A 26,691-nucleotide genomic window follows, 5' to 3' on the forward strand; every position below is an offset into this window, starting at 1 on the left:
GTTTTTTTGTGCAAAAAAAACCGTGACAAAAGCAAAAGAGTTAACGAGCACTTAGGTCTCATTGGTCTTTTTGCCTTTGGTCACAGCTCTTTGACAAGTCGGTTATCCAAACTTGTACAGCAAAAAATGAAAGCAAAGTAATAGGTACTCCTATCTAACCATGTTTCCTTTTGATTGTAAATAGTTTTTCTGAATTTTCTGAATAAATAGTTAATTTACCCATCCTTAAATAAAAAAAGCAAAGCGTCGCTTCCCTTAGGAAAAACGACGCCAAAATCTATGGTGATAATGGGCTATCCAAAGGACGCTGGTCAAGAGGATCACAAAGAAAACCGGACCATTCAATAACCAAAAATCAACCGAAGTCGCAGCAAAGCCATAAAGGATGATAACAATGACGGAAAGAAATAGCGTTGCGACTGTTCCAATGGCTAACCCAAGACTCCCCGCCCCTCTCGTAAACAATTGACTGATATTGGTCCAATCCAAAAGCAGCAATCGATAATCACGAGCAAAATATTTCAAGCACAAAAGAAAACTGCTCCAAAGTGCTCCTACTAGGAAAGAGATAGCCAAAATCAGCGGCATTTTGAATAAAAGCACTGCTGCCAGCACGATGACTGCCGTTAAGCTCAGCTGCAAAACGACGCCAAAGCGGAATTTTTCCCGCAAGTAGCGCTTCATCGATAGCGGCAAGGAGCGGACAAACAAGAAATTCTCCTGATCCAATGAAATCAAATTACTGATAAAAGAAGTCGGGTTGACCATCAGTGCCGCCAAGGCTATCCCCGCCACGAAAACAACACCGATAAACCGCTCATCCAATTCACTTAACTGAATCGCTCCTGTAAACACAAAAGACACTAAGAAAATGATGGGCATCAGCAACGAAGAAGAAAAGACTTGCATGATCAAATTCGGATCACGGATCAACTGCGAATTGTAATTAAACAACAGCTGGCCCAAGCCTTGATTGGGCTTATGTTTCCGACGAACACTCCCTTGGTTAGGCGCCGCGGCTGCCACTTGCTCATAAAACTTCGGCAAGATCAATCGATAGAGGGCAAAAAGCAGCACGCCTGCTGTGGCGATGATCCCTAGCAAGCTAAGCAAACCGGTCGTTTGAAACGGTGCCACCATCACATAATAAAAAGGCAATAAAAAGCTGATCGCTCCCCGGTCTACCACGTCTGTCTCATAAGTATTCACCTGATTCATCATTAAGACCCCGATCACAACAACCAGCATCGTCACGCCTAGCAATAAACTAGTGACCAATTTTTTATGCTTCAAGAAAAACTTGGTGCGGGTCAGGCTGAAGACGATCAAGCTGCAAATGCTGAAGATCAAGACTAAAAACAAGCCGAACAGCAAGAACGCCCATAAGATCGTCAGCAAGAAAAAGACGTTTGCCCGAATCCCTGTCAGGAGAAATAAGACCAACAAAGGAAAAATAAACGGCGCAACGGTAAGAAATACCACCACGATCTTTGCCAGAAAAATTTCACTCTGTCGAAAGGGCAGCGGCAAATACGCTGGCAGGTCTTGACTTTCGAAGAAGACATTGTAAATGGACGAAATCCCTTGGGAAAAGCCTAAGATTCCGAACAAAGCGACATAATAGGTAAAAAAGCCCGGCATCTGACTAAAATCCAATGTGATCATCGTCAAGCCATAGATTAGGAGAAACACTACCCCAGAAAGCGCATATTGAAACAACAGATAACTGGTCAAGGTCGAACCAGCCTTGCCTTTTTTGCGGGCTTTGTCTGTTAGTTGGGGATTGGCATACCGCAAATTAACGGAGGTCAGCGTCAGAAATTGTTGTTTTCGCATCTACGCTTCCTCCGCTTCTGCAAGAATCGCTTCTTCTTGACTTCTCCCAGTCATTTGCAGATAGATCGTTTCCAAAGAAAGCGACGGATGCTGTGCCAGCAAATCTGCCACTGAGCCATTGTACAGCAGCTCGCCTTTTTTCAAAATCGCCAATTGATCACACAACTGCTGGGCGGTGTCTAAGACGTGGGTGGAAAAAATCACGGTCTTGCCCTTGGCAGCATGCTGTTTCATCATTTCTTTTAAATCATACGCCGCTTGGGGATCTAAGCCTTGTAACGGTTCATCCAAGATCCAAATGTCCGGATCGGGGATCAATGCCCCAATCAGCAGCGTTTTTTGCCGCATTCCATGGGAAAAGCTGGCGATGGTCTCTTCTTCATGAGACAGCATATCAAACAAGCGCCCTAATTTTTGCAAACGCTCGGCCTTTTCCGCTGCTGGCACCTCATACGCGGCGGCAATCAAGTCCCAATACTCCCCTGCCGTTAGCTGTAAAAACAAATCTGGCGTGTCCGGCACATAAGCAATTTGTTTTTTTATCGCTTCGCGATGTTCCACGAGGGATTGGCCATCAAAATAGATTTCCCCACTCGTCGGTTGCAAAATACTCACTAAGCTTTTGATCGTGGTCGACTTCCCTGCTCCGTTGTGTCCCAGAAAGCCAAAGATCTCCCCTTGACGGATCGTCAGGGAAAGATCAGACAACGCTTTTTTTGGTCCATACTGTTTCGTCAGATTCTTGATCTCAATCATTTTCCTGCCTCCTTATTCCATACCTATTGTTATCTTACGCTGAAAAGCAGGAAATGAAAAATGTTTATTGCCATTTTTAACAAATCAATTGACAGGAGCTGTAAAAACAAAGATAATAAGAGCACTTTAGGGGAGTAGCACATGGATCGTTCCATGATCTTAGATCAACAGCAAGCGGGAATCCGCTGGTTTAAGATGTTTCTTGCAAGACCTAAGTGGCAAGGGGCCGCTTAGGTCTTTTTGCAGTTTAAAATGGAGGGAAAACAGTCAATGAGTTCAAGTAAAATGAAAAAAGTGACCGCCGGCGGACTTTTAGTCGCCATGGGGGTGGTCTACGGTGATATCGGTACGAGCCCGCTTTACGTAATGAATGCCCTGGTGGAGGATAATGGCGGACTCCGCACCTTAACGCCCGATTTTATCTTAGGCAGCGTCTCACTCGTCTTTTGGACGCTGACCTTGTTAACGACGATCAAGTACGTCTTGATCGCATTAAACGCGGATAACCATGGAGAAGGCGGGATTTTTTCCCTTTATACCTTAGTTCGTAAAAACAGCCGCTACTTGATTATTCCAGCGATCATCGGGGGCGCAGCCCTGCTAGCAGATGGGGTATTGACGCCAGCCGTGACCGTAACCACTGCCATCGAAGGATTACGGGGGATTCCAGCCTTTTTTGATCGCTTCGGCAATGACCAATCGATCATCGTCGGCATCACCTTAGCAATCTTATTGGTCCTCTTTGCCCTGCAGCGTTTTGGGACTGAGTTTGTCGGCAAAGCCTTCGGACCGATTATGCTAGGCTGGTTCACCTTCTTAGGCATCGTCGGGGTGATGAACTTTGCTGGTGACCTTTCGGTGATTCGCGCCCTTGATCCCCGTTATGCGATCAATTTGCTCTTTAGTCCCGATAACAGTGCCGGTCTCTTTATTCTCGGCAATATCTTTTTGGCAACGACTGGTGCGGAAGCCCTCTACTCAGACTTAGGTCACGTGGGCAAGAAAAACATTTATGCCAGCTGGCCCTATATCAAAATCTGCTTGATGCTGAATTACTTTGGTCAAGCGGCGTGGTTGCTGCAAGTCTATCAAAACCCGACTTATCAAGAAATCGAAAACTTGAATCCATTCTTCCAAGCGTTGCCGCAAGGGTGGACAGTCTTTGGCGTCAGCTTTGCCACCCTCGCTGCCATCATTGCTTCGCAAGCCCTGCTGTCTGGCTCCTTTACCTTGGTTTCTGAAGCCATCAAGTTGAAACTATTGCCGCGGATGCAAATCATCTATCCGGGGGCGTCTATCGGGCAAATGTACATTCCTGCCTTGAACACCTTGCTGTGGATCGCCTGTTCTGGCGTGGTCTTGTTCTTCCAGACCTCTACTCGGATGGAAGCTGCTTATGGATTGGCCATTACGGTAACGATGTTGATGACCACTATTTTGCTGTATTTCTACTTGCACCAAAACAAGAAGACCCGTTTCTTGGCACCGTTCATCACGCTCTTTTTTGCAGCGATCGAGGGGATTTTCTTTATCTCCAGTGCGACCAAATTTTTCCATGGCGGTTACGTTGCCATCTTATTAGCCAGCGTGATCATCGGCGTGATGCTGATTTGGGAATGGGGCAATCGTATTCAAGAAAATGCTGCCGAAGAAGTTACACTTTCTACCTACATCCCTCAATTGAAACAGTTGCGGGAAGATGATTCTTTGCCGTTATCTCAGACGAACGTCGTCTTCATGGTTCCTAAGCTGCAAGACGATCAGATCGGTCAGCAGTTCATCTATTCCATTTTAGACAAACGACCGAAGCGTGCCAAAGTGTATTGGTTCGTCAATGTGGAAGTCACCGATGAACCCTATACGAAAAAATATGAAGTTTCGATGGCAGATACCGATTTTATCGTTAAACTAAAGCTTTATCTCGGCTTTCGGGTGCCGCAAGAAGTCAATCTCTACATTCGCCAAATCATTCAAGAATTAATGAAAGATGGTCGCTTGCCGCTGCAGCCGCAACGCTACTCCTTAACGCCTGGACGCAATGTGGGCGATTTCCAATTCGTGATGATCGAAGAAGAGCTGTCGAATGCAACTGCATTAAGCAAATGGCAGAAGCAAGTCATGCAGACGAAGCTTTTTATCAAACGCCATACCATTTCACCTGAACGCTGGTTCGGCTTAGAATACAGCGATGTGGTTCATGAGACTGTTCCATTAGTCATCGGTCAGATGAAAGAAAGCTCTCTGACAGAATTACGCATCGAGGAACGCTAAGAAACCGCCAGTACTGGTTGAACTTTCTAATACTTTCAGGTACACTGAAAAGACAAAGACACAAAGGAGGGGAAACTACCATGATGCGCATGACTAAAATAACAAGTAATGAAAATTACCAACGATACCATATCGCATTTAGCCATGCAATTGGTTTTACAGTTGCTGTTGACGGGACGAGTCTGTCCAAAACAGTGAAATTCACGTAAAATCAATGGCCATCTCAAGGTATTTTTCTCAAGAGAATCTGAGTTTAAATAACACTGGCCATGGATATCCATGGCCTTTTTGAGTGGTCTCAAGGAGAGAGATCATGATCATACAAGCAATTGCTATTAAAAAAACCATCGGCGGGAATCCGTTATTTGAGGAGTTATCCTGCCAAATCGAAGCTGGGGAAAAAATTGCCCTAGTCGGCATCAACGGAACGGGCAAATCAACCTTTTTACAAATCTTGACTGGCAGTGAAGGCGTCGATAGCGGCGTTATCAGCCGCCAAAAAGGCTTGAGGATCGGGACGGTCGAGCAAGAGCTGACAGTTTCTGAAGCAACCGTTACCCACTACCTGCTCCATTCTGCTGCTACCATTCAAGAACTCAAGCAGCAAATGAGCCATTACGAAGCCTTGATGGCAGAACCCGATACTGATTTAGAGAAGTGTCTGATCCGTTATGGCGAGTTGCAGCAGCGCTTTGAAGAGCTGGGCGGCTATGGATTAGAAGACCGAATTTCCGCGATCTTACAAGGCTTAGGAATTCCCCATCGACAGAACGCACGCTTAACAGAGCTTAGCGGCGGTGAACGGGTTAAAGTCGCTTTAGCCAAAGTATTAGTTGCTGATGCTGACCTGCTGTTACTGGATGAACCAACCAATCACTTGGATCTTTCCAGTATCCGCTGGTTAGAAAATTATTTACAGAACACGAAAAAAGCGGTTCTAGTCGTTTCGCACGATCGGCACTTTCTCGATCAAGTCACCACCAAGACCTGGGAACTGGAAGAAGGCGCCTTGGTTGAGTATCCTGGAAATTACAGCCGATTTCGTGTCTTAAAAGAAGCTCGCTTGGCGGAGCTGACCAAAAATTACGAACTGCAGCAAAAAGAAGTCCAGCGGCTGAAAGTCATGATTCGTCGGTTTCGTCAGTGGGGCCATGAAGGAGACAATGAATCCTTCTTCAAAAAAGCCAAAGAATTGGAACGCCGCCTAGCGAAACTTACGCTGGTCAAACCGCCAGCGCCCCCGAAAAATCGGCTGCAAGGCTTGGCAAATGGCGGAAAATCAGGCAAAGAGGTGTTCATCGTTCGCGACTTGCACCAGCAATATGCCGATCAGCTCCTATTCAAAGACAGTAGTTTTGCAATCTACCGTGGGGAGCATCTAGCCATCATCGGCGACAATGGTACCGGAAAATCAACCTTACTCAAATTACTTCTCGGTGAGGAGCTTCCTAGCGGCGGCACTATCAAGCGCGGCAGCAGCTTACAAATCGGCTATTTGCCCCAACAGCTGCAGTTTGCCGATCCTGAGAGTCGCTTGTTGGCCTACGTACAGACGTTGACAGGAAACGAAGAGGCTGCTCGTCGGCAATTGGCCAAAAGTGGGTTTTATCAAAGTGATGTGGCCAAACGAATCAAAGATTTATCTGGTGGTGAAAAAATCCGTTTGGCGTTACTGAAACTCTTTTTAGAAAAAATCAACGTCCTGATTTTGGATGAACCAACCAATCATCTCGACAGCTATGCCCGAGAAGAAATTGAAGAAATGCTGCAAGATTATCAAGGGACCCTGTTGGCGGTCAGCCATGACCGCTACTTTTTACAGCAGCACTTCCAAGAAGCCCTGGTCATTGCACAGCAGCAGATCACGCGCCAGCCATTGAGCCCCTTGATTGATTAAGAGATTGATTCGCAACAAAAAAACTTGATTTTCCTACCGTATGCATGGGTTGTTCAATCCATGCATAGGCGGAAAATCAAGTTTTTATTTTTTGATCAATGAATGTTGCCGATCAAGTTGCGGATCGGTTTTCTAGCTAAATACAAGATGATACCGACAACAACGGCTACTCCGCCGACGATGCCATAGTACATCCCTTCTGTTTGCGGTGTGTAGAACCGAGCGATTTGCGCATTGATGGCTTGTGAAGAAGCGTCTGCTAACAACCAAATCGCCAAGGTTTGTGCTTCGAAGGCTTTCGGCGCTAGTTTGGTCGTCACCGACAGGCCCACCGGTGAAAGACACATTTCCCCTGCAATCATAATGAAGAAGCTCAATACCAACCATAATGGGCTGACCCGTTCTTCTACTCCAAACAAGAGGCTTGGCAGCATTAGCAATAGAAAGGACAAACCGGCTAAGACTAAACCGATGGCAAACTTCACTTCTGTCCGTGGCTGACGAGAGCCTAGTTTGGTCCACAACCAGACAAAGACAGGTGTCAATAAGACGACAAAAAGTGGATTTAAGGTTTGATACAAACTTGCTGGAATATTGATGCCGAATAACGTTGATTGCGTACGGTCAGCGGCAAACAATGCCAAGATCGATGAGCCTTGTTCTTCCAATGACCAAAAGACGATCGCTGACAAAAACAGCGGAATGTAGGCCAACACTTTTTTCTTTTCATCTGGTGTGACATCTTTCGAACGGAGCATTTTGGTAAAGTAGTAGATCGGTAAGAAAATACCTAGAACACTGATAAAGTTGATGAAGAAATCAACCGTCAGATGGCCAGTTGCAGCTGCTGCGCCAAACAACACTGCCAATGCGAGAAGAACCAGAACGACTGCTCGGAAGAAGGTTTTCTTTTCGGCTGCCGATAAGGGATTCGTTGGCGCGATCGCTACACTTTTCAACGTGGTTTTTCCTTGCACATAATACTGCACCAAACCGATGAACATCCCGATAGCAGCAATCGAAAAGCCTAAGTGGTAGTTGACCTCTTGTCCTAAGATCCCGACGATGATCGGTGCTAACAAGCCGCCAATATTGATCCCCATGTAGAAAATCGAGAAACCAGCATCCCGACGGATATCGTCTTTGCTGTATAAATGCCCCACCATACCCGACACGTTGGATTTCAAGAGTCCGGTTCCGATGACGATCAGCATCATGGACACAAACAACGCTGGAATCCCTAAAGGTGTTGCCAAAACGATGTGTCCTAACATGATCAAGATCCCACCATAAAAGACGGATTTATTTGATCCTAACAGACGGTCCGAGATCCAGCCGCCAACAATACTTGACATATACACTAAGGAACCGTAAATCGACATGATCGCCACAGCCGTTCCTTTTGGCAATCCTAAGCCGCCGTTGGCAACTGCATCGTACATGAAGTACACCAAAATCGCCCGCATACCATAATAACTGAATCGTTCCCACATTTCCGTGAAGAATAAAGTCGACAGCCCTCGCGGCTGACCTAAGAATGTTTTTTCTTTTTCCATATGTAATGGCCCCTTATAAAAATTAATGAAAATAAAATAGCGGAATTTTTCTGAAAATTCACAAATGCCAGTTTATTCCCATTTGGCAACTTTTACAAGGGTATTTCTCTGAGAACACCTTGTAAAAAAGGAGGGAAATTTAAATTCAAATGAAAGCAAAATGAGAAGCCCTCCACCTAGGTGCAGTATGAGCCAATTCTCATATGTATAATTATTAAATTATCTGTTTAAAAAATTAGAAAATGGTCTTCACCAATTTTTCTCTCTAGCCCCATTTTGCGGACTTTCCTACAAAAAAAACACATGCAAGCATTTCTCTTGCATGTGTTTCAGCTTCTATTTCTAAAGAATGTTTTCGCTTAGCCGCGTAAACGTTCCACATCGCGAGCGATCATTAATTCTTCATCTGTTGGGATCAAAAGTACTTTGACTTTTGACTCTTCAGTTGAGATCACTAATTCTTCGCCGCGTTTTGCATTTTGATCGGCATCTAATTCGCAACCAAACCAAGTCATGCCTTTGATAACTTCGCTGCGGACGTGGGCATCATTTTCACCGATACCAGCAGTAAAGACGATCGCATCAACACCGTTCATGGTTGTGACATAGCCACCGATGTATTTACGGATGCGGTCAGTAAAGACGTCATAAGCAACTTTGACTTCTTCTTTGTCATAGTTTGCTTCTAGATCGCGCATGTCGCTGGAAATACCAGTTAAACCTAATAAACCAGATTTTTTGTTTAAAACATCCACCATTTCATCGATATTCAAATCTAATTTTTCCATTAAGTAAGGCAAAACAGCAGGATCGATGTCACCTGAACGTGTGCCCATCGTTACACCAGCTAATGGCGTGAAGCCCATTGATGTATCTACTGATTTTCCGCCGTCAACCGCAGTGATCGACGCACCGTTCCCTAGATGGCAAGTGATGATTTTTAATTCTTCGATTGGTTTACCTAACATTTCTGCTGCACGCTCAGAAACATAACGGTGGCTTGTACCGTGGAAGCCGTATTTACGTACTTTAAATTCGTTATAGTACTCTAATGGCAAGCTGTATAGGTAATTGTGTTTTGGCATCGTTGCATGGAAAGAAGTATCAAAAACAGCGACACTGATGATTTCTGGCAAGATTTTTTTGAAAGCAGTGATCCCCATCAAGTTTGCTGGGTTGTGTAATGGCGCAAATTCAGCCAATGCTTGGATGCGTTCCATCACTTCGTCTGTGATCACAACTGAATCAGGGAAATCTTCTCCGCCGTGAACGACGCGGTGACCGACGCCAGTGATTTCATCATAGGCACCTAAAATGTTTAATTCGATCAGTTGATCCAATAACATTTTTACAGCTACTTCGTGATCGTTGATGTCGATGATTTGTTCGAATTTTTGATCTTCCCCATATTTGATGGTAAAGATAGAATCTTTCAAACCGATTCGTTCAACGATTCCTTTAGCGACAACTGTTTCCTCTGGCATTTGATATAATTGCCATTTTAAACTTGAACTTCCAGCATTGATTGCGATTGTTTTTGACATGATGATCTCCTTATCCGAATTATATTACAGATTTGCTGCTTTCCAAGCCGCAAATTGTTCAAAAAGTTTTGTGATGTTCTTTGGTTCTTTCAGTGAGGCTAGCTTGACCAGCAAGACTTCGTCTGCTTGTTTGCTTGTCCCTCCATGGTTTTGTAAAAGCAAAATACTTTTACGTGAATGTTCATTTTTAAAGAGTTCTTCAGGAAGCTGAATCATTCCTTGCAAATAAACCTTTTCTTTCAGCCATTTTTTCAAAAATTCACTCTGTTCCGTTTCCAAGAAGTTGCTTGGTACTAAGAACAAACCGTAACCGCCAGCTTTGACATAGTTCATCGCTTGTTCCATCAACAAATGATGGGCGTAACTGTGCCCTTCTGGAGCCGCCGTAATGAAGCTGCGGGCTTTGTCATCTTGTGGGTAATAGCCCACCGGTAGATCGCTGATCGCCAGATCCATCGGTTCGATCAAAAGCTCTTGCAAGCCATCTTGATGGAACAAATGCAAGGGCGCTTTGGTCCATTCGCCAGTCGCAGCTGCGATCGCCAACAAGGTTTCGTCAATATCCACACCGGTTCCTTCTACTGGACGCTTCGCTAATTGCAGATTCAGCAAGACTGTCAATAAGAGATTCCCCATGCCTACCGATAAATCAAGAAGTTTCACTGGTTGGTCGGCACTACTCAACTGCTCGATCAAATAGACGAATAAAAACCCAAGACTATCTGGTGTCAGTTGGTGATTGGCCTGCAGGCGCTCCGTTTGGCTGCCTTTCAACAAAACCAACTGCGCAAGCTTGCGTTTTTCTTCTGCCGATAGTTCCATTGCTCGAATTTCTTGATAGATGGTTTCTAAACGAGCAGCAGTTGCTTCATCTGGTACCCCATCGATCACGCGAACTTGGTATTGATCAACAAAATTTTCGATCGTCTCTACGTAAGCATCAAAAAAAGACGTTTCCAATGCGTTTTGAAGCAGTTGGATCGCTTCAACGGTCAAATGAAAAGACGTTTCCATTTTTTCTGCGGACATCTTGCACCTCTTTTCAAAACTATAACAACATATATACCTGTTTAATTTTAGCCGATTCATCCAAAATAATCAATCGCTTTCGTTTAGAATAATTTGTGAAGCTGTAAACATTCTTTTTCTATTTCTGTATGAAAAAGGATGGTCGAAACAACCATCCTTTTCCTGTACTATTCTTCTTGGTCATCTGTGTCTATTTCAGGCTCTTCTTCGGGTAACAAAAAGGTAAATGTAAAGCGGCGGCTTTTGACATGGCACTCGATCTGTAAGAGTTGTCCTTGCCGTTCATAGGTTAACTTTCCTACATTATAAAGTCGTGACCCTTGATCTGCCAATTCGTTTTGCAAGAATTCCGCATGAAACAGTTCGCTCATGATGCGGGCTTCATAGGTTTCAATGGTTTTTGTATAAAAAAGGGCTGTTGTGCGGCTGTTTTCTAACACTAGCAATAACATCAAGCTCAACAGCTGCACAAACAACAATGCTGTGAGTAAAATACCGCCTTTATGCCGCCTCTTGTGTGTGAATTTTCCATTGTCCAATTTTCTGCTCTCCATTCTCAAAGGAAACGGTAAAGCGGATCGCTGCGCCAATTTTCTCAAAAGACACATCCGTTACTTCTGTCAATAGTGGTTGATACCCATTGTTGTCCCGCTTTCGCAGCACGCGATTGATGCGATCGATGGTGACCGAATTGTTTTGACTGCTTCTCAAATACAGTGTGGTCTCACTGACCGATAGATAGGTACAGGTACTTAATTCCCGTTCCAGCTGAAACAAAAACACATGCCATTCTTGATCTTTGCGAGCCATGATCTGCTGATTGACGGGTGCGAGGTGCTTAACGATCCCGCTGATCAGCAATAAGCAGATCGCCAATACCCATAAAGACAACAGACACTCCAACAAAGTAAAGCCTTTACTCTTCATACACGATCTCCCAGAGCTGCTCGCAGCTTTGGATGCGTGCTTGTTGATGCTGCGCTGCTTGCCAAAAGCGAACTTGATAGACTGCCTGACGCTGCGTCGTGTAGGTAATGGTTGGCGCATCAAAGGAGTGGTTCTGGACTTCTTCATACAGCACCCGCAGCATTTGGGCTTTTTCTTGCAATGCCGCACTTTGCGTCAGTGAAGCGGTCTGCATTGCTAAAAACAGTAACACACAAGTTGCCAAGACCCCAAAGCCAATCAGGCTTTCTGCTAAGATGAACCCACTATTCAACGATTTTTTCATAACGGCCACTCCCAAATAAAAACTTATAGCTGATGGTTTGCTTTTTCTCCTGCCAATAGAAAATGATCCTTCGCAGACTGCTGTTGTTGCCGGATTGACTACTAAAAAGAATATCGGGAAACGCCTGCATCGCTAGTTGAGGAGGAACGTCGATCTTGGTGACTGGCTCAGTTGCAGCGCCGTAAAATGCAACAGTTGGTGTTGGCTCTGCTTGATAGATTGCTCGGGTTTGTGTGTTATCGATGATGGCCGATTGCTGCAAGGTATAAAGTCCTTTTTCTAAGCGAGCACAAAAGCCGAAAACTTCCGCAGAGCGTTGATAGTACTCGATAGCCACGACGGGGAAAAAGAGAAAGAGACTACTGACCAAGAGTACCAAGAGACTTTCCATCAAGGTAAACCCAGAAAATCCCCTAGTGCCATTGTTCTCACTTTCTCTGCTCATAAATCGCATATTGTTCCTCAGATACATACCCTTCTGCAATCAATTCTTCTTTCGAAGGCACCCGATCTTCATTTAGACGAAAGAGTTCGATCTGGGTTTCCACTACTTTTTCAATCGCCGCATTTCCTTTCTCATCAATGATTCCTCTTTGATTGGCAAGATTTGGGACAAACAACAAAACCAAAATACTGATCACTAATAAAACGACTAGCATTTCAACCAATGTAAAGCCTTTTTTGACACGCCAAATCCCCTGCTTGCGAGGAGATTCTACTTTCTTTTCTATCATTCGATCACTCCTTGGATATTTCCATAGATTGGTAAAAACATAGCGGCATAGATCCCAACGATCATTAAAGCAACCAACAAAAAAATCAGAGGCTGAACCCAGTGAATGGCTTTTTCGATTCGTTGAAACAAGCGTTCCATCAATAATTGACTGTATAAAAAAAGCTCTTCTCCTAACTTTCCTCGTACTTCTCCTTGAAAGACGATCAAAGAAAATTCGGGTGTGAGAAACGAGAAATGACGAAGTTTTTCTGGGAGTTCGCCCCCAAGTGTCAAGGTCACTCGCAGTTCTCGTGCTAATTCTTGGATCAAGGTAGCTTTATTGGTGTGCTCCATACACTCGATGATCTGTTGGATATCTAACCCTTGCTGAAACAACTTGCCCCATTCCAATGCGAAAAAACTCGTGTGATAACTCGTGTACAATGCTCCGAACAATGGCAGGTGGCTGAAAAACACAGCTTTTTGCAAGGCAGTGCGGCGGGCAAACACCCAGCGGCTGATCACAAAAAGCAGCACACTTAACAACAAGAAGAGGATAAGTACTGCTGGTGCCCAAGTGATGGCGCGAATGCCCCAATGACCTTCGTCGATCATGCCAGAGGCTAGCAATTGGGGCAATAAAAAGCGGTGCATCCCAAAAAGCGCAGTTATTAAAAAGACCAGTAACAAAAGCGGATAGGCAGCTACTTTGTACAGCAGCTGTTTTTGCTTGTTGACCAATTTATGGTAGTCGACCATCCGCCGCAAGGTCGCCGTGAGATCCCCATGATTTTCTGCTAAATGAAGCTGACTTTTTTCAGTAGCCGATATCGACAACGGCGCTACCGCTGCTGCAAAGCTTTGCCCTTGGGCGAGATGGACAATTAGCTGTTCGATCACAGGTTCAGAAAACTGGCGGCTGCGCAGCAGCACTTGGAGGCTTTCTTGTAGGGAAAAGCCACTCTCCAATAACACCGTGAAGGTGACTAAGAGGGCTTCAGTTGCACGGCGTGGTAGCTGGGGTTTCTTTTTCATAAACTTCATCGCTGATCCACCCACTTTCTTTCACTTGTTTTAATACCTGCTGCCACTGTTTTTCCACTTGCCCCTCATAAAAGTGATATGCCAGCAATCCATGAGGTTCATTCGCTTCATTTGGCAACAATCGCTGATAAATGATCCCTTGCAGCGCATGTGCCAGACGATCGTCTGTCCCGAGCAATTCCAGCAGCCGCGTCTTGGTTTCTGCTACACCTCGGGCATGGATCGTGGCAAATACTCGGTGACCTGTCAGAGCGGCTCGTACAGCGGCTTGCGCCGTTTCTTTGTTACGAATCTCGCCGATCAAAAGCAGGTCTGGACGATGCCGCAAGGACAAGCGAATCAATTCATCATAGTCTTGTTCGATCTTCAAATTGGTTTGCAGCTGTAAAAAGCGCGGCTCCTCGATCTCCACAGGATCTTCGATGGTAATGATTTGCCCCTTGGTTGCCCGAGCTAATTGATACATGAGGGTCGATTTCCCTGAGCCAGTGGGGCCAGAAAACAAATACAGCCCTCTTTGTTTGGTTGCCTGTTGGATCTGCTGGACGTCTTCTGCAAAAAAATAGCGCAGGTGCTCCTGAGTCAAAGGATAAAGAAACCGCATCACGAGACTTTCACGCCCTTGGTAATCACCGACTGCGGAGATGCGCAGCCGCTGCAGCTGATCGCCTAACGGATAACTGACTGCTCCTAACTGAGCTTTGCGTCGTTCTCCCACCTCCATTCCTCCTAAAAATTTGAAGCGAGTGATCAGCTGCTGGGCTTCTTCGTTGGTCAGTACTTGATAGGTCTTTCTGAGATAGCTTTTACTGAAAATCACCTCCATCTGTGTACCGCTCGGAAAAATGGCCAGATCCTGCATGCGTTCTTGTCTGCCATAGTGAATCAACTCATCTGAGAATGCTTGAATATCCACGACTTATCCCTCCTAAAAAGAAATACGCAAGCCTTTTGAGAATAGAAAAAAAAGACGAAGCAAATTTGCTTCGTCTTTCGTCACTTCTTTATTCCTGCGGGTCTTTTGCCACAAATTGGGCTTCCACCCGATAGATTCGCTGCCCGCGGCTTGAGAATTTTTCTTCATATTCCGTCATGATATTGTTCTCAAAGGTACTGTTATGCAGGTCCAACCAAACTTGTTTGATGATCATGCCATATTGAGAAAAGCTCGCTAAAGAATACTCAAACAATCCTTGGTTGTCCGTTTTGAAATGGATTTCGCCATTAGGTCGTAAAATTTGCTCGTCCACCGCTAAAAAGGCTTTAGAAGTCAAACGGCGCTTCTCATGCTTCTTCTTAGGCCATGGATCAGAAAAATTCAAATAGATCTGGTCTACTTCATTGTCTTCAAAATAGTTGGTCAAAGCCGAACCATCCACATGCAGCAGCTGCAAGTTTGGGATCTCCTGCTCGATCATTTTATCCAATGCGATCGAAACGACACTGATCTGCATCTCTACCCCAATATAATTGATTTCGGGATGAGCTTTCGCCATTTCCGTAATAAATTGACCTTTTCCCATGCCGATCTCGATGTGTAGCGGATGATCATTGCCAAAGCGTTCATGCCAACGCCCTTTCCATTCGGTAGGCTCTGCAACGACGTATTGTGGATGAGCTTCAATCAGCTCTTTTGCACCTGCACGTTTTCTTACTCTCATGTTTCTTCCTTTCCGAAAAAACAAGATGGAACCAAATTGCCTCGCTCCATCTTCTCTTCATTCACTATAAATTCGTTTTAATTGTAAAATCTCTGCATTCATGGCTTTGTAATCGCCCCGCAGATAATATTTTTTGACCTCTTGCAGCATACTCAACAATGCATACCAATAAATTTTTTCGATCACTTCGCTGCTGCTATGGATACCGTATCGCACCAGCCAATGGGACCAGCTGGATAGCGGCACATAGTGACCTAAAATAGTCCCGATATCGATTGCTGGATCTGCAAACATCACGGAATCCCAATCGACTAAATACAAATAGTTTTGACAAACCAGCCAATTTCGATAATTGACATCGCCATGGACGACCGCGGCTTTTTGCTCGTCAAAAGCTGGAATATTGGCTTTTAAATACTCGGTAACCAAATGAATAAAACGGTTTTGAGCCACCGCAGAAGGCAGCTGATCTTGATAATCCATCAGCATTTGTTCAGGCGATCTGACTTGTCCGCCGATTTTGCTTAGCATCTGTGCCAGCGTTTTTGAATGATGCAAGTGATACAACACATCAATGACGTCATTTCTTTGGCCGATCTCATCGGGATCTAAGACCCGTCCATCCAGCCATTCTTGTGCGGAGAGCGTATCCCCATTTCCCGTCCGTTTCGTCCAGACGAGTTTGGGTGCAATGCCCTCTTTAGAGAGTGCCGCAAGCATCGGGGTCGTATTTCGTTTGATAAAGACTTTGTCGTTGTCCTTGAGCCCGATATAGGCTTTCCCGGTGTCGCCTTTGATCGGCCGCATACGCCAATCTTGATCCAAGCGAATATCCATCCTAGCTTCTCTCCTTATTTCGCAGTACCTCTTATTCTAGCTTCCTAAAGGGTCGCCGTCAAGCGCATATGCGTTCGCTTTTTGTAAGAGAGGTTTCCTGAGGATCAGGCGTGCATTTTCTTTAATCGCCCTGGCAAGTAGATGCCTAAAAAAAGACCCGCAAAGAGGAAGAAGCCCACAAAAGCGATGCCCCCTTGCCAAACAACGGGCAAGCGCAAGCAACAGATCACGCCGAAAAAAACAGTCGTCACAAGCAAAAGTGACCCGATAATTTTTTTGATTGCTGCGGCTTTTTGTTTTTCTGGCACGGGATACAAATGGGTCAAAACCATGTATTGAAATTCATTGATCAAAGGGATCAGTTGGAAACCGATCAGATAAAGAAACAAGCAGCCGATCAGCAGACTGATCCAAAGCTCATCGACAAAGAATAAGACGAAGCCACCAATCAAGGATAACCGGACATAAAGACCGCCGTATTGCCCACCACGAATCACTCGGCGCAAGTAAAGATAAAGATACGTATTGCTTTGGGCTGGTTTGATCTTTGCCAGCAACCAGTCGAGGTATTTGCGTCGTTTGGCTTCCGTCGTGATTTGGGGAACATCTGTAAACAAGTTGATAAATCGATAGATCCGTAATAAGCGCGATTGCTCGGCTTGGATCATATAGTCCCAATCCAATAGCTGACGATTAGATTTCACGCCAAAGAGGAACCAGATTGCTTGGAGGATGCTGATCACCAACCCTAGCCAAGGTGCTACATAAATACTGGCAAGTGTGGCAGCTAACGCACTGGCGAACCAGATTCCTCGCTGCTGTTTGACTTGCTGCTGTGTTTCTTGATACAACCGAATCCGCTGCAGTGAAAGATCCCCCAGTTTTAACAGCCACATCATTCCTAAAAAGAAGGGAAAGGAAGCAAATGTACTGTTTGCGGTGACCACGACCAAAGGCATCGTTGCTCCTACGGCTAAAAATAAGACCCCAAAGGGCAGCCAGAGGGAATAACGCAGGGCTTGACTGAGGTAACTTCTCATTTGCCCTTCTTTGGCTAACAGAAAAATCAAATCTGCCGGTTTCGTCAGTGTCGCTAAGCGTCCCAGCGGTAAAACGAAGAGCCAAACAGCGACCACGATGATGCCGCCTAATGGAAACGGCCGCGGCAATGTTTTTAGCAATTCTGAATAATACAGCCCCAGACCTCCCACTAAGAAGGTGCTGATCAAAGCAAAATGATCATTGAAGACATAGCGCAAATAGCGTGTCATCTGTTTTTGATGCCGCTGTAAGCGTTGCGAGAAAAACTGCTTCATGCTTGACTCTCCTTTGTCAGTGCGAGGTACAGATCATCAAGAGAGGCTTCTGGTGCTTGAAATTGGCTTCTTAGCTGCGCCAATGTCCCTTGTGCGCGGATCTCACCGTTATGCAGTAGGATGAATTTGTCACAATACTTCTCTGCGGTTGCTAAAATATGGGTGGACATCAAAATTGATGCCCCGGTTTGTTTCATCTCATTCATCAGTTCCAATAACGCATTGATTGCTAAAGGATCTAATCCTAGAAAAGGTTCATCAATGATGTAGACGCTTGGCTCAATCAAAAAGGCACACAACACCATGACTTTTTGTTTCATCCCTTTTGAGAAGTTTGCTGGGAACCAATCGAGTTTGTTTTCTAAGCGAAAGGTTTTTAACAAACGCTCCGCTCGCTTCATGGCTTCTTCTTGCGGAAGATTATAGGCCATCGCTGTCACTTCAATGTGCTCTCTTAAGGTCAATTCTTCATATAAAGATGGGGTTTCGGGAATATACCCGATTTGTTTGCGGTATTGCTCTGGGTTTTCTTTAAGGGTCAAGCCGTCGATCGTGATGGTGCCGCTATGAGGTTGCAGTAACCCGATGATTTCTTTGATCGTCGTACTCTTCCCTGCCCCGTTCAAGCCGATCAAGCCAACGAGCTCCCCATCGCCGATCGTAAAATCAATATTTTTTAAGACTGGCAGCTGGTTATAACCGCCTGTCACATTCGCTACTTGTAAAGTCATTCTTTTCCTCCGATTCGCCTAATTACGGCTTTCTGTCAACGTAGGCTCTTTTTTCAATCCGCTAGCAAAACCGTTGCTTATTTTTCTCTATTCGTGACTTGTAAGATAAATTCGTTTTCTCCCACTGTAATGGTTTCTTGCGGCAATTCTTGGCTACCAAAGCGTTCTTGCCACAGTTGTGCATCACTCGCTGGAAAAATGACCATTTGGATGGCACCGGCGGCAAGACGGGTGGTAAAGGCTTGAACAGCAGCTGGTTCAGCATAGGAAACCAGACTGATCCTCAACTCTTCTTTTTGATACCCTTGGTCGATCGCCCAGGTCTCAACGGCTGTCTCCAATTCACTTTGCACCGTAGGGTCCATCGCTGTTTCAGTGACGATGGCGGCATTGACTACTTCTTCTTTGGGGCGCGTTAGCGAATAGGTGATCGAACCTGCGAACACCACAAACAGCGTGATCGCAATCAACCATTCTTTATAGGCATAAGCCAAGTAGCGGAGCTTCGCTGAAGTCGTTGTTTTTTTCTGTAAGGTTTCTTTGATGATCGGTTTCATAGGTTCCTTCTTTCCAATTGATTTCTGATATTAAGTCTAGGGTTGTTGGAATCTAAATGCAAGCGTTTCTCGCTCGCTTTTCGCATTTCTTTAAAAAAGCGCCTTTGTTGAAGGAACAGTTGCCTTGTTCCGACTTTTTCAAAGAGGAAACCAGACGAAAAAAAGCAAAATATGGTAAAGTAGAGGTAATAGATCAAGGAGGTTTTTTACAATGGAAAATTGTATTTTTTGTAAAATCAACAATCGTGAGATCCCTAGCTACAAAGTCTACGAGGATGAGCAAGTTTATGCCTTTTTAGATATTTCCCAAGTCACCCCTGGTCATACATTGGTGATTCCCAAAACCCATGTGACGGATATTTTTGAGTACGATGAAACGTTGGCAGCAGCGGTTTTTGCCCGTATCCCTAAGATTGCTCGGGCGATCGAAAAAGCATTCCCTGAGATCGAAGGCTTAAATATCATCAACAACAATAAAGAATTGGCGTACCAATCGGTCTTCCATTCCCATGTCCATTTGATTCCTCGTTACAGCAAAGACGATGATTTCAAGATCCATTTTGGCAATCACGCAGACAATTACACGGGGGAAGAACTAGCGGCAATCGCCGAAAAAATTGGAAAGCAGGTGGACTAAATGATCGGCAATTTTCTTAAAGGACTATTATTCGGGTCCATCGCCGGCGGCTTAGGCGGTTTGCTTTTTGCACCGAAAAGCGGCAATGAAACCCGTGAAGAATTGATTCGCTATTTAGATGACACGACAGAAGCGACCTTAGAATTCAATGACAGCGTCAAACAGCTAAAAGATGCCGTAATGGTAACCCGCAAAACGATCGACGAAACGATCCCTGTTGTTACGGAGTCTTTCACGAAAGATTTGGAAGCCTTCAAATTCCAAGCACAACCGCGCCTTGCTCGGATCAAGACTCAAATGGAGCAATTGAATCAACACATTACGACGATTCAAGCCCAAAGCGCAGAGGATACCAAACAAATTGAAAATTTGTAGTTTTTATGAATTTTGTTTGAAACATCCACTGTTTTCTTCCCAACCATTTCTAGAAGTGGTATAGTAGGTGCAGTGATTATTATGAATCTTTTTAGAATTAGGAGTGCTTAAACGAATGAAGAAAAAATTAATTTTAGTAGCAGTCAGTGCAATGAGTCTTTTTGCATTAGCGGCTTGTGGTAACTCAAGTGAGGAAATCGCAACAATGAAGGGCGGTAAAATCACTGTTCAAGATTTTTATGACAAAGCAAAAACAAGTACAGAAAATCAACAAGCGTTGCGTGAAATGATCGTCTTGAAAGTCTTTAATGAAAAATACGGCGATGACGTAACGGAAGAAATGATCGACGAACAATTCAACAACGTGGCTGAGCAATACGGCGGCAGTGATTCCTTTGAATCAACATTGACTGCCTCTGGTTATACGGTGAAATCTTACCGTGCAGAATTAAAACAACAACTTGCGTTACGTGAAGGCTTAAAAGCCAACATGGATATCACTGATGAAGACATGAAAACTGCTTGGGATTCTTTCCACCCTGAAGTAGAAGCACAAATCATCAAAGTAGCAAGTGAAGATGATGCCAAAGACGTCTTAGAAGAAGCGAAAAAAGATGATGCAGACTTTGGCGAAATCGCTAAAGAAAAATCAACGGATGCGGCAACAAAAGAAGATGGCGGAACGATCAAATTCGATTCTACTTCATCAGCTGTACCAAGTGAAGTAAAAACAGCCGCTTTTGATTTAAAAGATGGTGAAATCTCTGAAGTGATCTCTGCAACCAACACGTCAACTTACACGACAGAATACTATATCGTGAAAATGGTGAAAAACCAAGACAAAGGCAATGATATGGATAAATACAAATATGAATTGACTGAAATTGCTCAAAACACTTTGTTGAATGATTCAACCTTTATGGCAGCAACGATCGGTCAAGAATTGCAAGCAGCTAACGTGAAAATGAAAGACTCTGACTTAGCAGACTTGCTTTCTGATTACATCACAGCGGCCGAAACAGAAGATTCAACTGCTGACTCTTCTGCTACCGATGCAACGGACAGCTCAGCAGCAGATTCTTCTGCTACTGAGGCAACCGATGATTCTACTGCAACAAGTGAAAGTGCTACAGATTCTTCTGCTGAATAAACGAAAAAAGAAGTGCCGTCATAGCGGTGCTTCTTTTTTTGTGCCGATTAGATTTCTATCTAAGATTCAACTGCTTTTTCCAGCAGCTAAAAAAGCCACGCTAAGCAAGCCTAGCGTGGTTTTTGTTCTTTCTATCATTCACTTTGATCGCTCAAGCTGCAACATCACTGCTACACTTCTTTCGGTACATAAAAACTCCGATTGTCCATGCCGAAAATTCGGTCTGTGTATTGACCAGGTTCCGTCAGGCGGATCGAGGTCAGCATCATTTGCATGGAAGCATCCAAATTATCGATCTGATGGAGGATCTCCGCTTCCATTATGCGGGGCCGAACAGGTGACCCATATTCTAACAAGCCATGGTGGGCTAAGACCATATGCCGCAAAACAACGATGTCTTCTTGTTTGTCATCAAATTTCAAAGCAATACAGGCTTGCGTGATTTCTTCATCCACTAAGACCAAATGCCCTACTAGATTCCCCGCTAAGGTATACTCTGTCGTCATGGGACCTGTCAACTCGATCACTTTTCCTAAATCATGCAAAATAATGCCCGCATACAGCAGTGACGCATTTAATTCAGGGTATTCTTTGACGATCGCTTTTCCTAAGCGCAGCATAGTTGTCGTATGATACGCCAATCCACTAGCGAAGGCATGGTGATTGCGCTTCGCAGCTGGAAAGTCAAAGAATTCCTTTTTATACTTGTTCAGTAAGAAACGGACGATCCGATTCCAGTGAGGATTCGTGATCTCAAACAAGGTTTGACTGATTTCTTCTTCCATCTCTTCTTTTCGCAAGGGTGCTTTTTCCATGTATTGGCTTGGTTCATGGGGCTCTTCCGGTTTCGCTAAACGCAAATGCATGATTTTGACTTGCGGATTGCCTTGGTAGACCTCCCGTTTTCCATCTAGCAGTACTACTTTCCCGGGTTCAAAACGGGCGATTTCTTCATCTGATGCATCCCAGAACTTTCCATCGATCGTGCCGGATGTATCTTGAAAGGTGAAGGCAATAAATTTTTTGCCGTTTTTCGCGATCCGCACATCGGCATTCTTGATCAGTAAGAAAAGTTGAAACGTTTCATCAACAGTTAATTCACGAATTTTTTTCATGGGCTTATTTGGCCGATCAGCCAAATCTTTCACTTCCTTTACTCAGATCCTCGATAGGCTGCTGGTACTTCTGATAATAGCTTACCATTTCTTGGTCAGAAGACAAACAAATTACTTGATAACTTTGTCCAAACTCTTTTAATAGTGCTGCGAAGCGTTCCTTACGAACACTGTCATAATGCAACCAACCATCATCAATAATGATCGGGCACAACGGGTGATTTTTTTGCAGCGCTAGATAACCGAAACGTAACGCCATGATCAACTGATCCTTCGTTCCTGTGGACAAGTCAATGATCGAAAAGGTCTCGCTGGCATTTGCTGCTACTAACAGACCATTTTCCAGAAGAATCTTTTGATAACGTCCGTTTGAAAGCTGTTCAAAATAAGTCGAAGCGGCTGACAATAGCTGCGGCAATTGCTGTTCTGACAATTCAGTCGTGACATCCGTCAAAATTGAAGCCGCCAACTGACGACTGCCCCATGCCACAGCGAGTTCTTCAATGACCGCCTTCAGCTCACTTTCTTCTTGATAAAGCTGATTCAAGGTGCCGTTTTTTTGACTGGCTGCTGCTTCTAGTTCCAAGCGCTGTTTGTGCTCCGTCAACTGCTGCATTTGTGCCTGAAGCTGTGTTTGCTGCTGCTTGATCTGGTCTTTTTGCTGCAGCAATTCTGCTTGTGTGACTGGTTTGGGATAGATCGGTGTTAACATCCCCGCCAATTCTTCTGCTCGCTGCTGCGTGCGCTGCGCTGCTTCCCATTGCTTCAACCAGAGGCTGATTTCTGCAGGGTGATCTAACCCTTGCTGCTGCAAGAGCGCACTGGCTTGGGCAAACAGCTGGTCGCGTTCGTTGCGGGTACGGGTCAATTGTTGGGCCAATAACGTGCTAGGTTGTTGCAACCGCGAAAGCTTGATCGTTTGCATCTCTTCATGAAACTTCTGCAACATCGCCGCTTTTTCTAACAAGGTTTTGTTTTGCAGCGGCAGCCACTCCGCATACGGGCGGAATTGCTCTTCAAAGGGTGCCAACTCTTCCGTGACAGCTTGCCGTTCTTGATAAGCTTGCTTGCGCTGCTGTGAGTAGGCTTGATAGCTAGCAACATCTTCATCATAGGCCAATAGATACGACTGCCAGTTTTCCACCGGCAAATCACCAAAAAAGGGTGTCAACGCTTGGTGGGCACGGCTGATCTGCTGTTGCTTTTGCTGCTGTTCATTTTCCAGCTGTGCCAACTCTTCGCCCAGTAGATCCAACTGCATGAGGACCGTTTGCCATTCTTGCTTGATGCCTTGCTGCTTGTTTGGTGCTGCTTTCATCAGCGGCAAAATACTGCCGATGATCGCTGCGATCCCCGCACCTAATGCAAGCCAGCGCCAGGGACTCGGCAAAAAGATACCGATCACTGCGACTAGCCCACCGACGATCCCTAGCGGCCATAGTGGGCGAGAAACGGGCTTGCGGCCAATCAATTGAGGATGCTGCTGTTCTAAGCGGGCCGCGGTGGCTTGCAAAGGTTGCGCTTTTTCTTCTAAATGCCTCATGCGCTTTTCGAGCTCTTCTAACTGCACACGTTCTTGCAGTAAACGTGTGGTTTGTTCATGGATCGAAGCCGTTACTAGCGGCGGCGATTCTCTGCTCCAGTGGCGCTTTTCAATCAAGCGATTCAACTCTGTGATGGCGACAGTTTCTTGTTGATTGGCTGCTGCTTCACGATCTGCCAAACGCGCCATCGTCACTTGCTGCTGCAGCAAGTGATTGATCTGATGCTCGTGATCAAGGTAAAAGAAATACTTGTCTGATTCTTTTCCTTGCTCCAACTGATCTAATTCGGCTTCTTTTTTGCGAATTTCTTCCGTCAGCTGCTGATACTGCTGATAAAACTGTTTGATGGCTTGGACTTGCTGAGGATCGGCTAGCGTATCTGCTGGTGCCATTTGCTGCCACTCTTCATAAAGGCCCCAGTGACTCAGCTGTTGCTGATTTTCCTGATAAGCGTCATTCAATGCTTGATACTGGTGCCGCAAGTCTTGGATCTGTTCTTGCAGCTGGGCGATCTGTTGATACTGCTGTTGGATGCGGCTTTCTTCGCTTTCTTTTTCCGCAATCGTTTTTTGCAGTTTTTCTAATTGTTTTAACGCTTGGTTCAAAGGCAGCTTTTGCCCTCGTGGCTTGTATTGCTGCTGATTGGTGGTTTCATATTGCGCCACTTGCTGCAGCATTTTTTGACTGCCGCTGATCCCTAGAGAAATCAACGCTTGGTGCAGCTCATTTTCTTCTAGCTTATCGATCTGGGTCAATTGCTCTTGCTGAAAAGTAAAGACATCGAAGAACAATGCTCGATTGAGGGGCTGCAGGTGTTGTGCCAGCCATTGCTCATCGACCGTCTGGCCAGCGACATGGACTTTGGCACGACCACGGTCCACTTGCCGATAGCGTTCCACGATCACTTCGCCGAAGGGTTCCAGCGCCAACCATAACTTGCCACCGTAAGCAGCACCGTTTTTGGGGGTATAGTCTTTTTTCTTGGCTGTCTTTTTCGAAAAGCCAAACAAAATGGCGGCAATAAATTGATACAACGTCGATTTTCCGATCTCGTTGTGCCCAAAGAGCAGCTGATTTTGCGGATGAAAGGCAAAGCTTTGTTCATGGTATTTCCCAAAACCGGTAATCTCTGCTTTTAAAATTCTCATGACTGCTCCTCCCATTGAAAGTCGTCTTTCAACAATTGCTTGGCTTGCTGCAAGACTTCTTCTTGAAATGATTCATGGGTGATCCCCCGCTGGATCAGCGGATGCTGCAATAGATCCGACAGTCGGTCCGCAAACATCTCTGGTGACTCATACATCGCTAAAAACTGCAGCATATAATCTTCTGATACCGCCAATGCGATCTTGTCTTCATTGGCTTGCTCGACTTCAAGGGCATAGATCACTTGCAGCGGCTCTGTTTGTGCCAACCGTTCATTGAGGTAGGTCAGCCATTCATTTTTTTCCGCAGCTGGAAACCAATCTGGCGGCAGCTGCTGCACATCGGTCAACACCAGATGCAGCAAGCGCGAACCAGGACTTTTTAAGCGCTCAATGATCGCTGGCAATACGGCATTCGAGGCAGTCACATCCGCTAAGGAGACCACTTGCTTTTGCCAAGCGATCTCTGCGATCTCCAAGCGCTCGATCGTTGGTCCCTGCGGTGATAAGTCTGCCAAAATCACCCCAGTCGCCTGTTCTTTCTTGGTCTTTCCTTGAGGTGTACCGGGATAGAGAATCGGTGGCTGCTCTGAGAGCGTCTTAGGTACATGGATGTGCCCCAAGCCCCAATAATCATAGCCTTTTTGCTTCATTTCACTGATTGAAAAGGGGGCATACCGTTCACCAGCTTGGTCCCCGTGGTAAAGCCCGATATGGTAATCCACCGCTACTCTTGCAGGAAATTCTGTTACTTTATTTTCAGTAATCCAAGGATGTTGGTAGCTAAATCCACTGATTGCATAGGTTTCACCGTTTTTCGTTGTTCCTTGAACCGTTTGAACTTCTTCTGATGAAAAGAGAATGACGTTTTCTGGAAAAGCAAACCAATACCGTTGCGGATCATAATAATCATGGTTGCCGAAAATCATATAGACAGGGATCTGTGCTTCCCCTAGTCGTTGCAGTTGGGCAAAAAAGTCATGCTGCACTTTTAGACTCGGCCGTGCTTGATGGAATGTATCCCCAGCCAGCAAAACAAAATCGACCGCTTTTTCTAAGGCAACATCCACCAAATTACGGATGATTTTTTGATTGATGGCAGGGAGTTGGGTCTTCACTTTTTCAGATAACAAATGAACCCCTTCAAATGACCGGTCGATATGCAGGTCTGCACTATGTAAAAATCGCATTTCTTTCTCCCTCCTTAATGCTTCTATCATAACATTTCTCAGGCATTCCGTCAGCAAAATACGAAAATTTGTTCGCCTTTTTCATAAAAAAAACCAAAGAAGCGATTTTGAAACTTCTTTGGAAAAGGCTCTTGCAGTTGCAGCCGATTGCTCTGAAGATTCACTTGCTTCTTTGGTCTTTGTTTGTTGGCGATTACGCTTCGTATAGATCTCTTACAGGACCCATGATGATGCGGTTCAAGTCATTGGCTACTAAGCTGAAGGCTTGCTCTTTTTGCATCAAGTCAGAAACAATGCCGTCTTGTTGAATTTTTTGCGATAATTCTTGGGCTTTTTGCGCTTCTTCTTCTGTCATTTCTTCGCCAGCCATCATTTTTTGTTGCAGGCTTTGTTGCAACTCTTGAAACTCTTTGAATAACGCATACGCTTCTTCATTTGCTTTCAAGCGGTCGAAAGAACCTTTCAAATCTTGAAACTGTTCTGACTCGCGTAATTCACGTTCTAATTGGTTTGCTGTATCATAAATATTTGCCATTTTGACGCCTCCTCTTTTT

Annotated in this window: 27 protein-coding genes; 6 read left to right on the top strand and 21 right to left on the bottom strand. The window is 45.0% G+C overall.

The annotated features are described in order from the left end of the window. Window positions 1–255 precede the first annotated feature (255 nt). Window positions 256–1,836, bottom strand: a complete 1,581-nt coding sequence (locus IGI82_RS16070; RefSeq protein ID WP_086298415.1) for an ABC transporter — start codon at window positions 1,834–1,836, stop codon at window positions 256–258. Then, window positions 1,837–2,592: an ABC transporter ATP-binding protein gene (locus tag IGI82_RS16075; RefSeq protein WP_005227750.1), complete on the bottom strand. Its 756-nt coding sequence runs from the start codon at window positions 2,590–2,592 to the stop codon at window positions 1,837–1,839. 270 nt (window positions 2,593–2,862) lie between these two features. Here IGI82_RS16075 and IGI82_RS16080 point away from each other — a divergent pair, with 270 nt between their 5' ends. From IGI82_RS16080 to abc-f, 3 genes are all read left to right on the top strand, one after another. Next, window positions 2,863–4,863 (top strand): KUP/HAK/KT family potassium transporter, encoded by a 2,001-nt coding sequence (locus IGI82_RS16080; RefSeq protein WP_438842493.1) that lies wholly within the window; start codon window positions 2,863–2,865, stop codon window positions 4,861–4,863. Between the two features lie 80 nt (window positions 4,864–4,943). Continuing rightward, window positions 4,944–5,072 carry a hypothetical protein gene (locus IGI82_RS16085; protein WP_005233423.1) on the top strand — a complete coding sequence of 43 codons (129 nt, stop codon included), beginning with the start codon at window positions 4,944–4,946 and terminating at the stop codon, window positions 5,070–5,072. A 104-nt stretch (window positions 5,073–5,176) separates the two neighbouring features. Then, a complete protein-coding gene (gene abc-f, locus IGI82_RS16090; protein ID WP_115232873.1) occupies window positions 5,177–6,760 on the top strand; it encodes a ribosomal protection-like ABC-F family protein in 1,584 nt (527 codons plus the stop codon). 95 nt (window positions 6,761–6,855) lie between these two features. Here the strand turns inward: abc-f and IGI82_RS16095 are convergent, their stop codons facing one another. The 15 genes from IGI82_RS16095 to IGI82_RS16165 all read right to left on the bottom strand — a co-directional run bounded on the left by IGI82_RS16095 (window position 6,856) and on the right by IGI82_RS16165 (window position 18,981). Then, window positions 6,856–8,316 (bottom strand): peptide MFS transporter, encoded by a 1,461-nt coding sequence (locus IGI82_RS16095; RefSeq protein WP_005227746.1) that lies wholly within the window; start codon window positions 8,314–8,316, stop codon window positions 6,856–6,858. A gap of 359 nt (window positions 8,317–8,675) precedes the next feature. Further along, window positions 8,676–9,860: an acetate/propionate family kinase gene (locus IGI82_RS16100; RefSeq protein WP_005233419.1), complete on the bottom strand. Its 1,185-nt coding sequence runs from the start codon at window positions 9,858–9,860 to the stop codon at window positions 8,676–8,678. A 24-nt stretch (window positions 9,861–9,884) separates the two neighbouring features. Then, window positions 9,885–10,889 carry a class I SAM-dependent methyltransferase gene (locus IGI82_RS16105; protein WP_008382040.1) on the bottom strand — a complete coding sequence of 335 codons (1,005 nt, stop codon included), beginning with the start codon at window positions 10,887–10,889 and terminating at the stop codon, window positions 9,885–9,887. Window positions 10,890–11,056: 167 nt separating this feature from the next. Beyond that, entirely contained in the window at window positions 11,057–11,428 is a 372-nt protein-coding gene (comGG, locus tag IGI82_RS16110) for a competence type IV pilus minor pilin ComGG (protein ID WP_015510479.1), read from the bottom strand. Continuing rightward, entirely contained in the window at window positions 11,391–11,816 is a 426-nt protein-coding gene (gene comGF, locus IGI82_RS16115) for a competence type IV pilus minor pilin ComGF (RefSeq protein WP_005227741.1), read from the bottom strand. Before comGF ends, comGG begins: the two co-directional genes overlap by 38 nt. Continuing rightward, window positions 11,806–12,120 (bottom strand): hypothetical protein, encoded by a 315-nt coding sequence (locus IGI82_RS16120; RefSeq protein WP_438842494.1) that lies wholly within the window; start codon window positions 12,118–12,120, stop codon window positions 11,806–11,808. The genes comGF and IGI82_RS16120 overlap by 11 nt, the downstream gene beginning before the upstream one ends. Further along, a complete protein-coding gene (gene comGD, locus IGI82_RS16125; protein WP_438842495.1) occupies window positions 12,101–12,574 on the bottom strand; it encodes a competence type IV pilus minor pilin ComGD in 474 nt (157 codons plus the stop codon). Before comGD ends, IGI82_RS16120 begins: the two co-directional genes overlap by 20 nt. Continuing rightward, window positions 12,549–12,854: a competence type IV pilus major pilin ComGC gene (gene comGC, locus IGI82_RS16130; RefSeq protein WP_438842496.1), complete on the bottom strand. Its 306-nt coding sequence runs from the start codon at window positions 12,852–12,854 to the stop codon at window positions 12,549–12,551. The genes comGD and comGC overlap by 26 nt, the downstream gene beginning before the upstream one ends. Then, window positions 12,851–13,879, bottom strand: coding sequence for a competence type IV pilus assembly protein ComGB (gene comGB, locus IGI82_RS16135; protein ID WP_438842497.1), 1,029 nt, complete (start codon window positions 13,877–13,879; stop codon window positions 12,851–12,853). Before comGB ends, comGC begins: the two co-directional genes overlap by 4 nt. Beyond that, entirely contained in the window at window positions 13,833–14,795 is a 963-nt protein-coding gene (gene comGA / locus IGI82_RS16140) for a competence type IV pilus ATPase ComGA (RefSeq protein ID WP_438842498.1), read from the bottom strand. The genes comGB and comGA overlap by 47 nt, the downstream gene beginning before the upstream one ends. Window positions 14,796–14,883: 88 nt before the next feature. Further along, on the bottom strand, window positions 14,884–15,540 hold the full coding sequence (trmB, locus tag IGI82_RS16145) for a tRNA (guanosine(46)-N7)-methyltransferase TrmB (protein ID WP_015510485.1): 657 nt from the start codon (window positions 15,538–15,540) through the stop codon (window positions 14,884–14,886). A gap of 57 nt (window positions 15,541–15,597) precedes the next feature. Then, window positions 15,598–16,377: a phosphotransferase family protein gene (locus tag IGI82_RS16150; RefSeq protein WP_005227730.1), complete on the bottom strand. Its 780-nt coding sequence runs from the start codon at window positions 16,375–16,377 to the stop codon at window positions 15,598–15,600. A gap of 104 nt (window positions 16,378–16,481) precedes the next feature. Beyond that, on the bottom strand, window positions 16,482–17,693 hold the full coding sequence (locus tag IGI82_RS16155; RefSeq protein ID WP_015510486.1) for an ABC transporter permease: 1,212 nt from the start codon (window positions 17,691–17,693) through the stop codon (window positions 16,482–16,484). Next, window positions 17,690–18,424 (bottom strand): ABC transporter ATP-binding protein, encoded by a 735-nt coding sequence (locus tag IGI82_RS16160; protein WP_438842499.1) that lies wholly within the window; start codon window positions 18,422–18,424, stop codon window positions 17,690–17,692. Before IGI82_RS16160 ends, IGI82_RS16155 begins: the two co-directional genes overlap by 4 nt. A 77-nt stretch (window positions 18,425–18,501) precedes the next feature. Then, window positions 18,502–18,981: a hypothetical protein gene (locus tag IGI82_RS16165; RefSeq protein WP_438842500.1), complete on the bottom strand. Its 480-nt coding sequence runs from the start codon at window positions 18,979–18,981 to the stop codon at window positions 18,502–18,504. Between the two features lie 211 nt (window positions 18,982–19,192). On the opposite strand from IGI82_RS16165, the gene IGI82_RS16170 reads away from it, so the two are divergent. From IGI82_RS16170 to IGI82_RS16180, 3 genes are all read left to right on the top strand, one after another. Next, window positions 19,193–19,618 (top strand): HIT family protein, encoded by a 426-nt coding sequence (locus IGI82_RS16170; RefSeq protein ID WP_005227719.1) that lies wholly within the window; start codon window positions 19,193–19,195, stop codon window positions 19,616–19,618. Continuing rightward, window positions 19,619–19,993, top strand: a complete 375-nt coding sequence (locus tag IGI82_RS16175) for a YtxH domain-containing protein (protein WP_077452358.1) — start codon at window positions 19,619–19,621, stop codon at window positions 19,991–19,993. It begins immediately after the preceding gene. Between the two features lie 115 nt (window positions 19,994–20,108). Then, window positions 20,109–21,143, top strand: a complete 1,035-nt coding sequence (locus tag IGI82_RS16180; protein WP_438842501.1) for a peptidylprolyl isomerase — start codon at window positions 20,109–20,111, stop codon at window positions 21,141–21,143. A 170-nt stretch (window positions 21,144–21,313) separates the two neighbouring features. Here the strand turns inward: IGI82_RS16180 and IGI82_RS16185 are convergent, their stop codons facing one another. From IGI82_RS16185 to IGI82_RS16200, 4 genes are all read right to left on the bottom strand, one after another. Then, window positions 21,314–22,258: a 3'-5' exoribonuclease YhaM family protein gene (locus IGI82_RS16185; RefSeq protein ID WP_026008117.1), complete on the bottom strand. Its 945-nt coding sequence runs from the start codon at window positions 22,256–22,258 to the stop codon at window positions 21,314–21,316. Between the two features lie 16 nt (window positions 22,259–22,274). Further along, window positions 22,275–24,950: an AAA family ATPase gene (locus IGI82_RS16190; RefSeq protein WP_438842502.1), complete on the bottom strand. Its 2,676-nt coding sequence runs from the start codon at window positions 24,948–24,950 to the stop codon at window positions 22,275–22,277. Continuing rightward, on the bottom strand, window positions 24,947–26,137 hold the full coding sequence (locus IGI82_RS16195) for a metallophosphoesterase family protein (RefSeq protein ID WP_438842503.1): 1,191 nt from the start codon (window positions 26,135–26,137) through the stop codon (window positions 24,947–24,949). Before IGI82_RS16195 ends, IGI82_RS16190 begins: the two co-directional genes overlap by 4 nt. A gap of 193 nt (window positions 26,138–26,330) precedes the next feature. Continuing rightward, window positions 26,331–26,672, bottom strand: a complete 342-nt coding sequence (locus IGI82_RS16200; protein WP_005227708.1) for a YlbF family regulator — start codon at window positions 26,670–26,672, stop codon at window positions 26,331–26,333. Between the last annotated feature and the right edge of the window lie 19 nt (window positions 26,673–26,691).

The sequence above is a fragment of the Enterococcus sp. AZ067 genome (assembly GCF_051715005.1).
In the GTDB taxonomy this organism is placed as follows: Bacteria; Bacillota; Bacilli; order Lactobacillales; family Enterococcaceae; genus Enterococcus_D; species Enterococcus_D casseliflavus.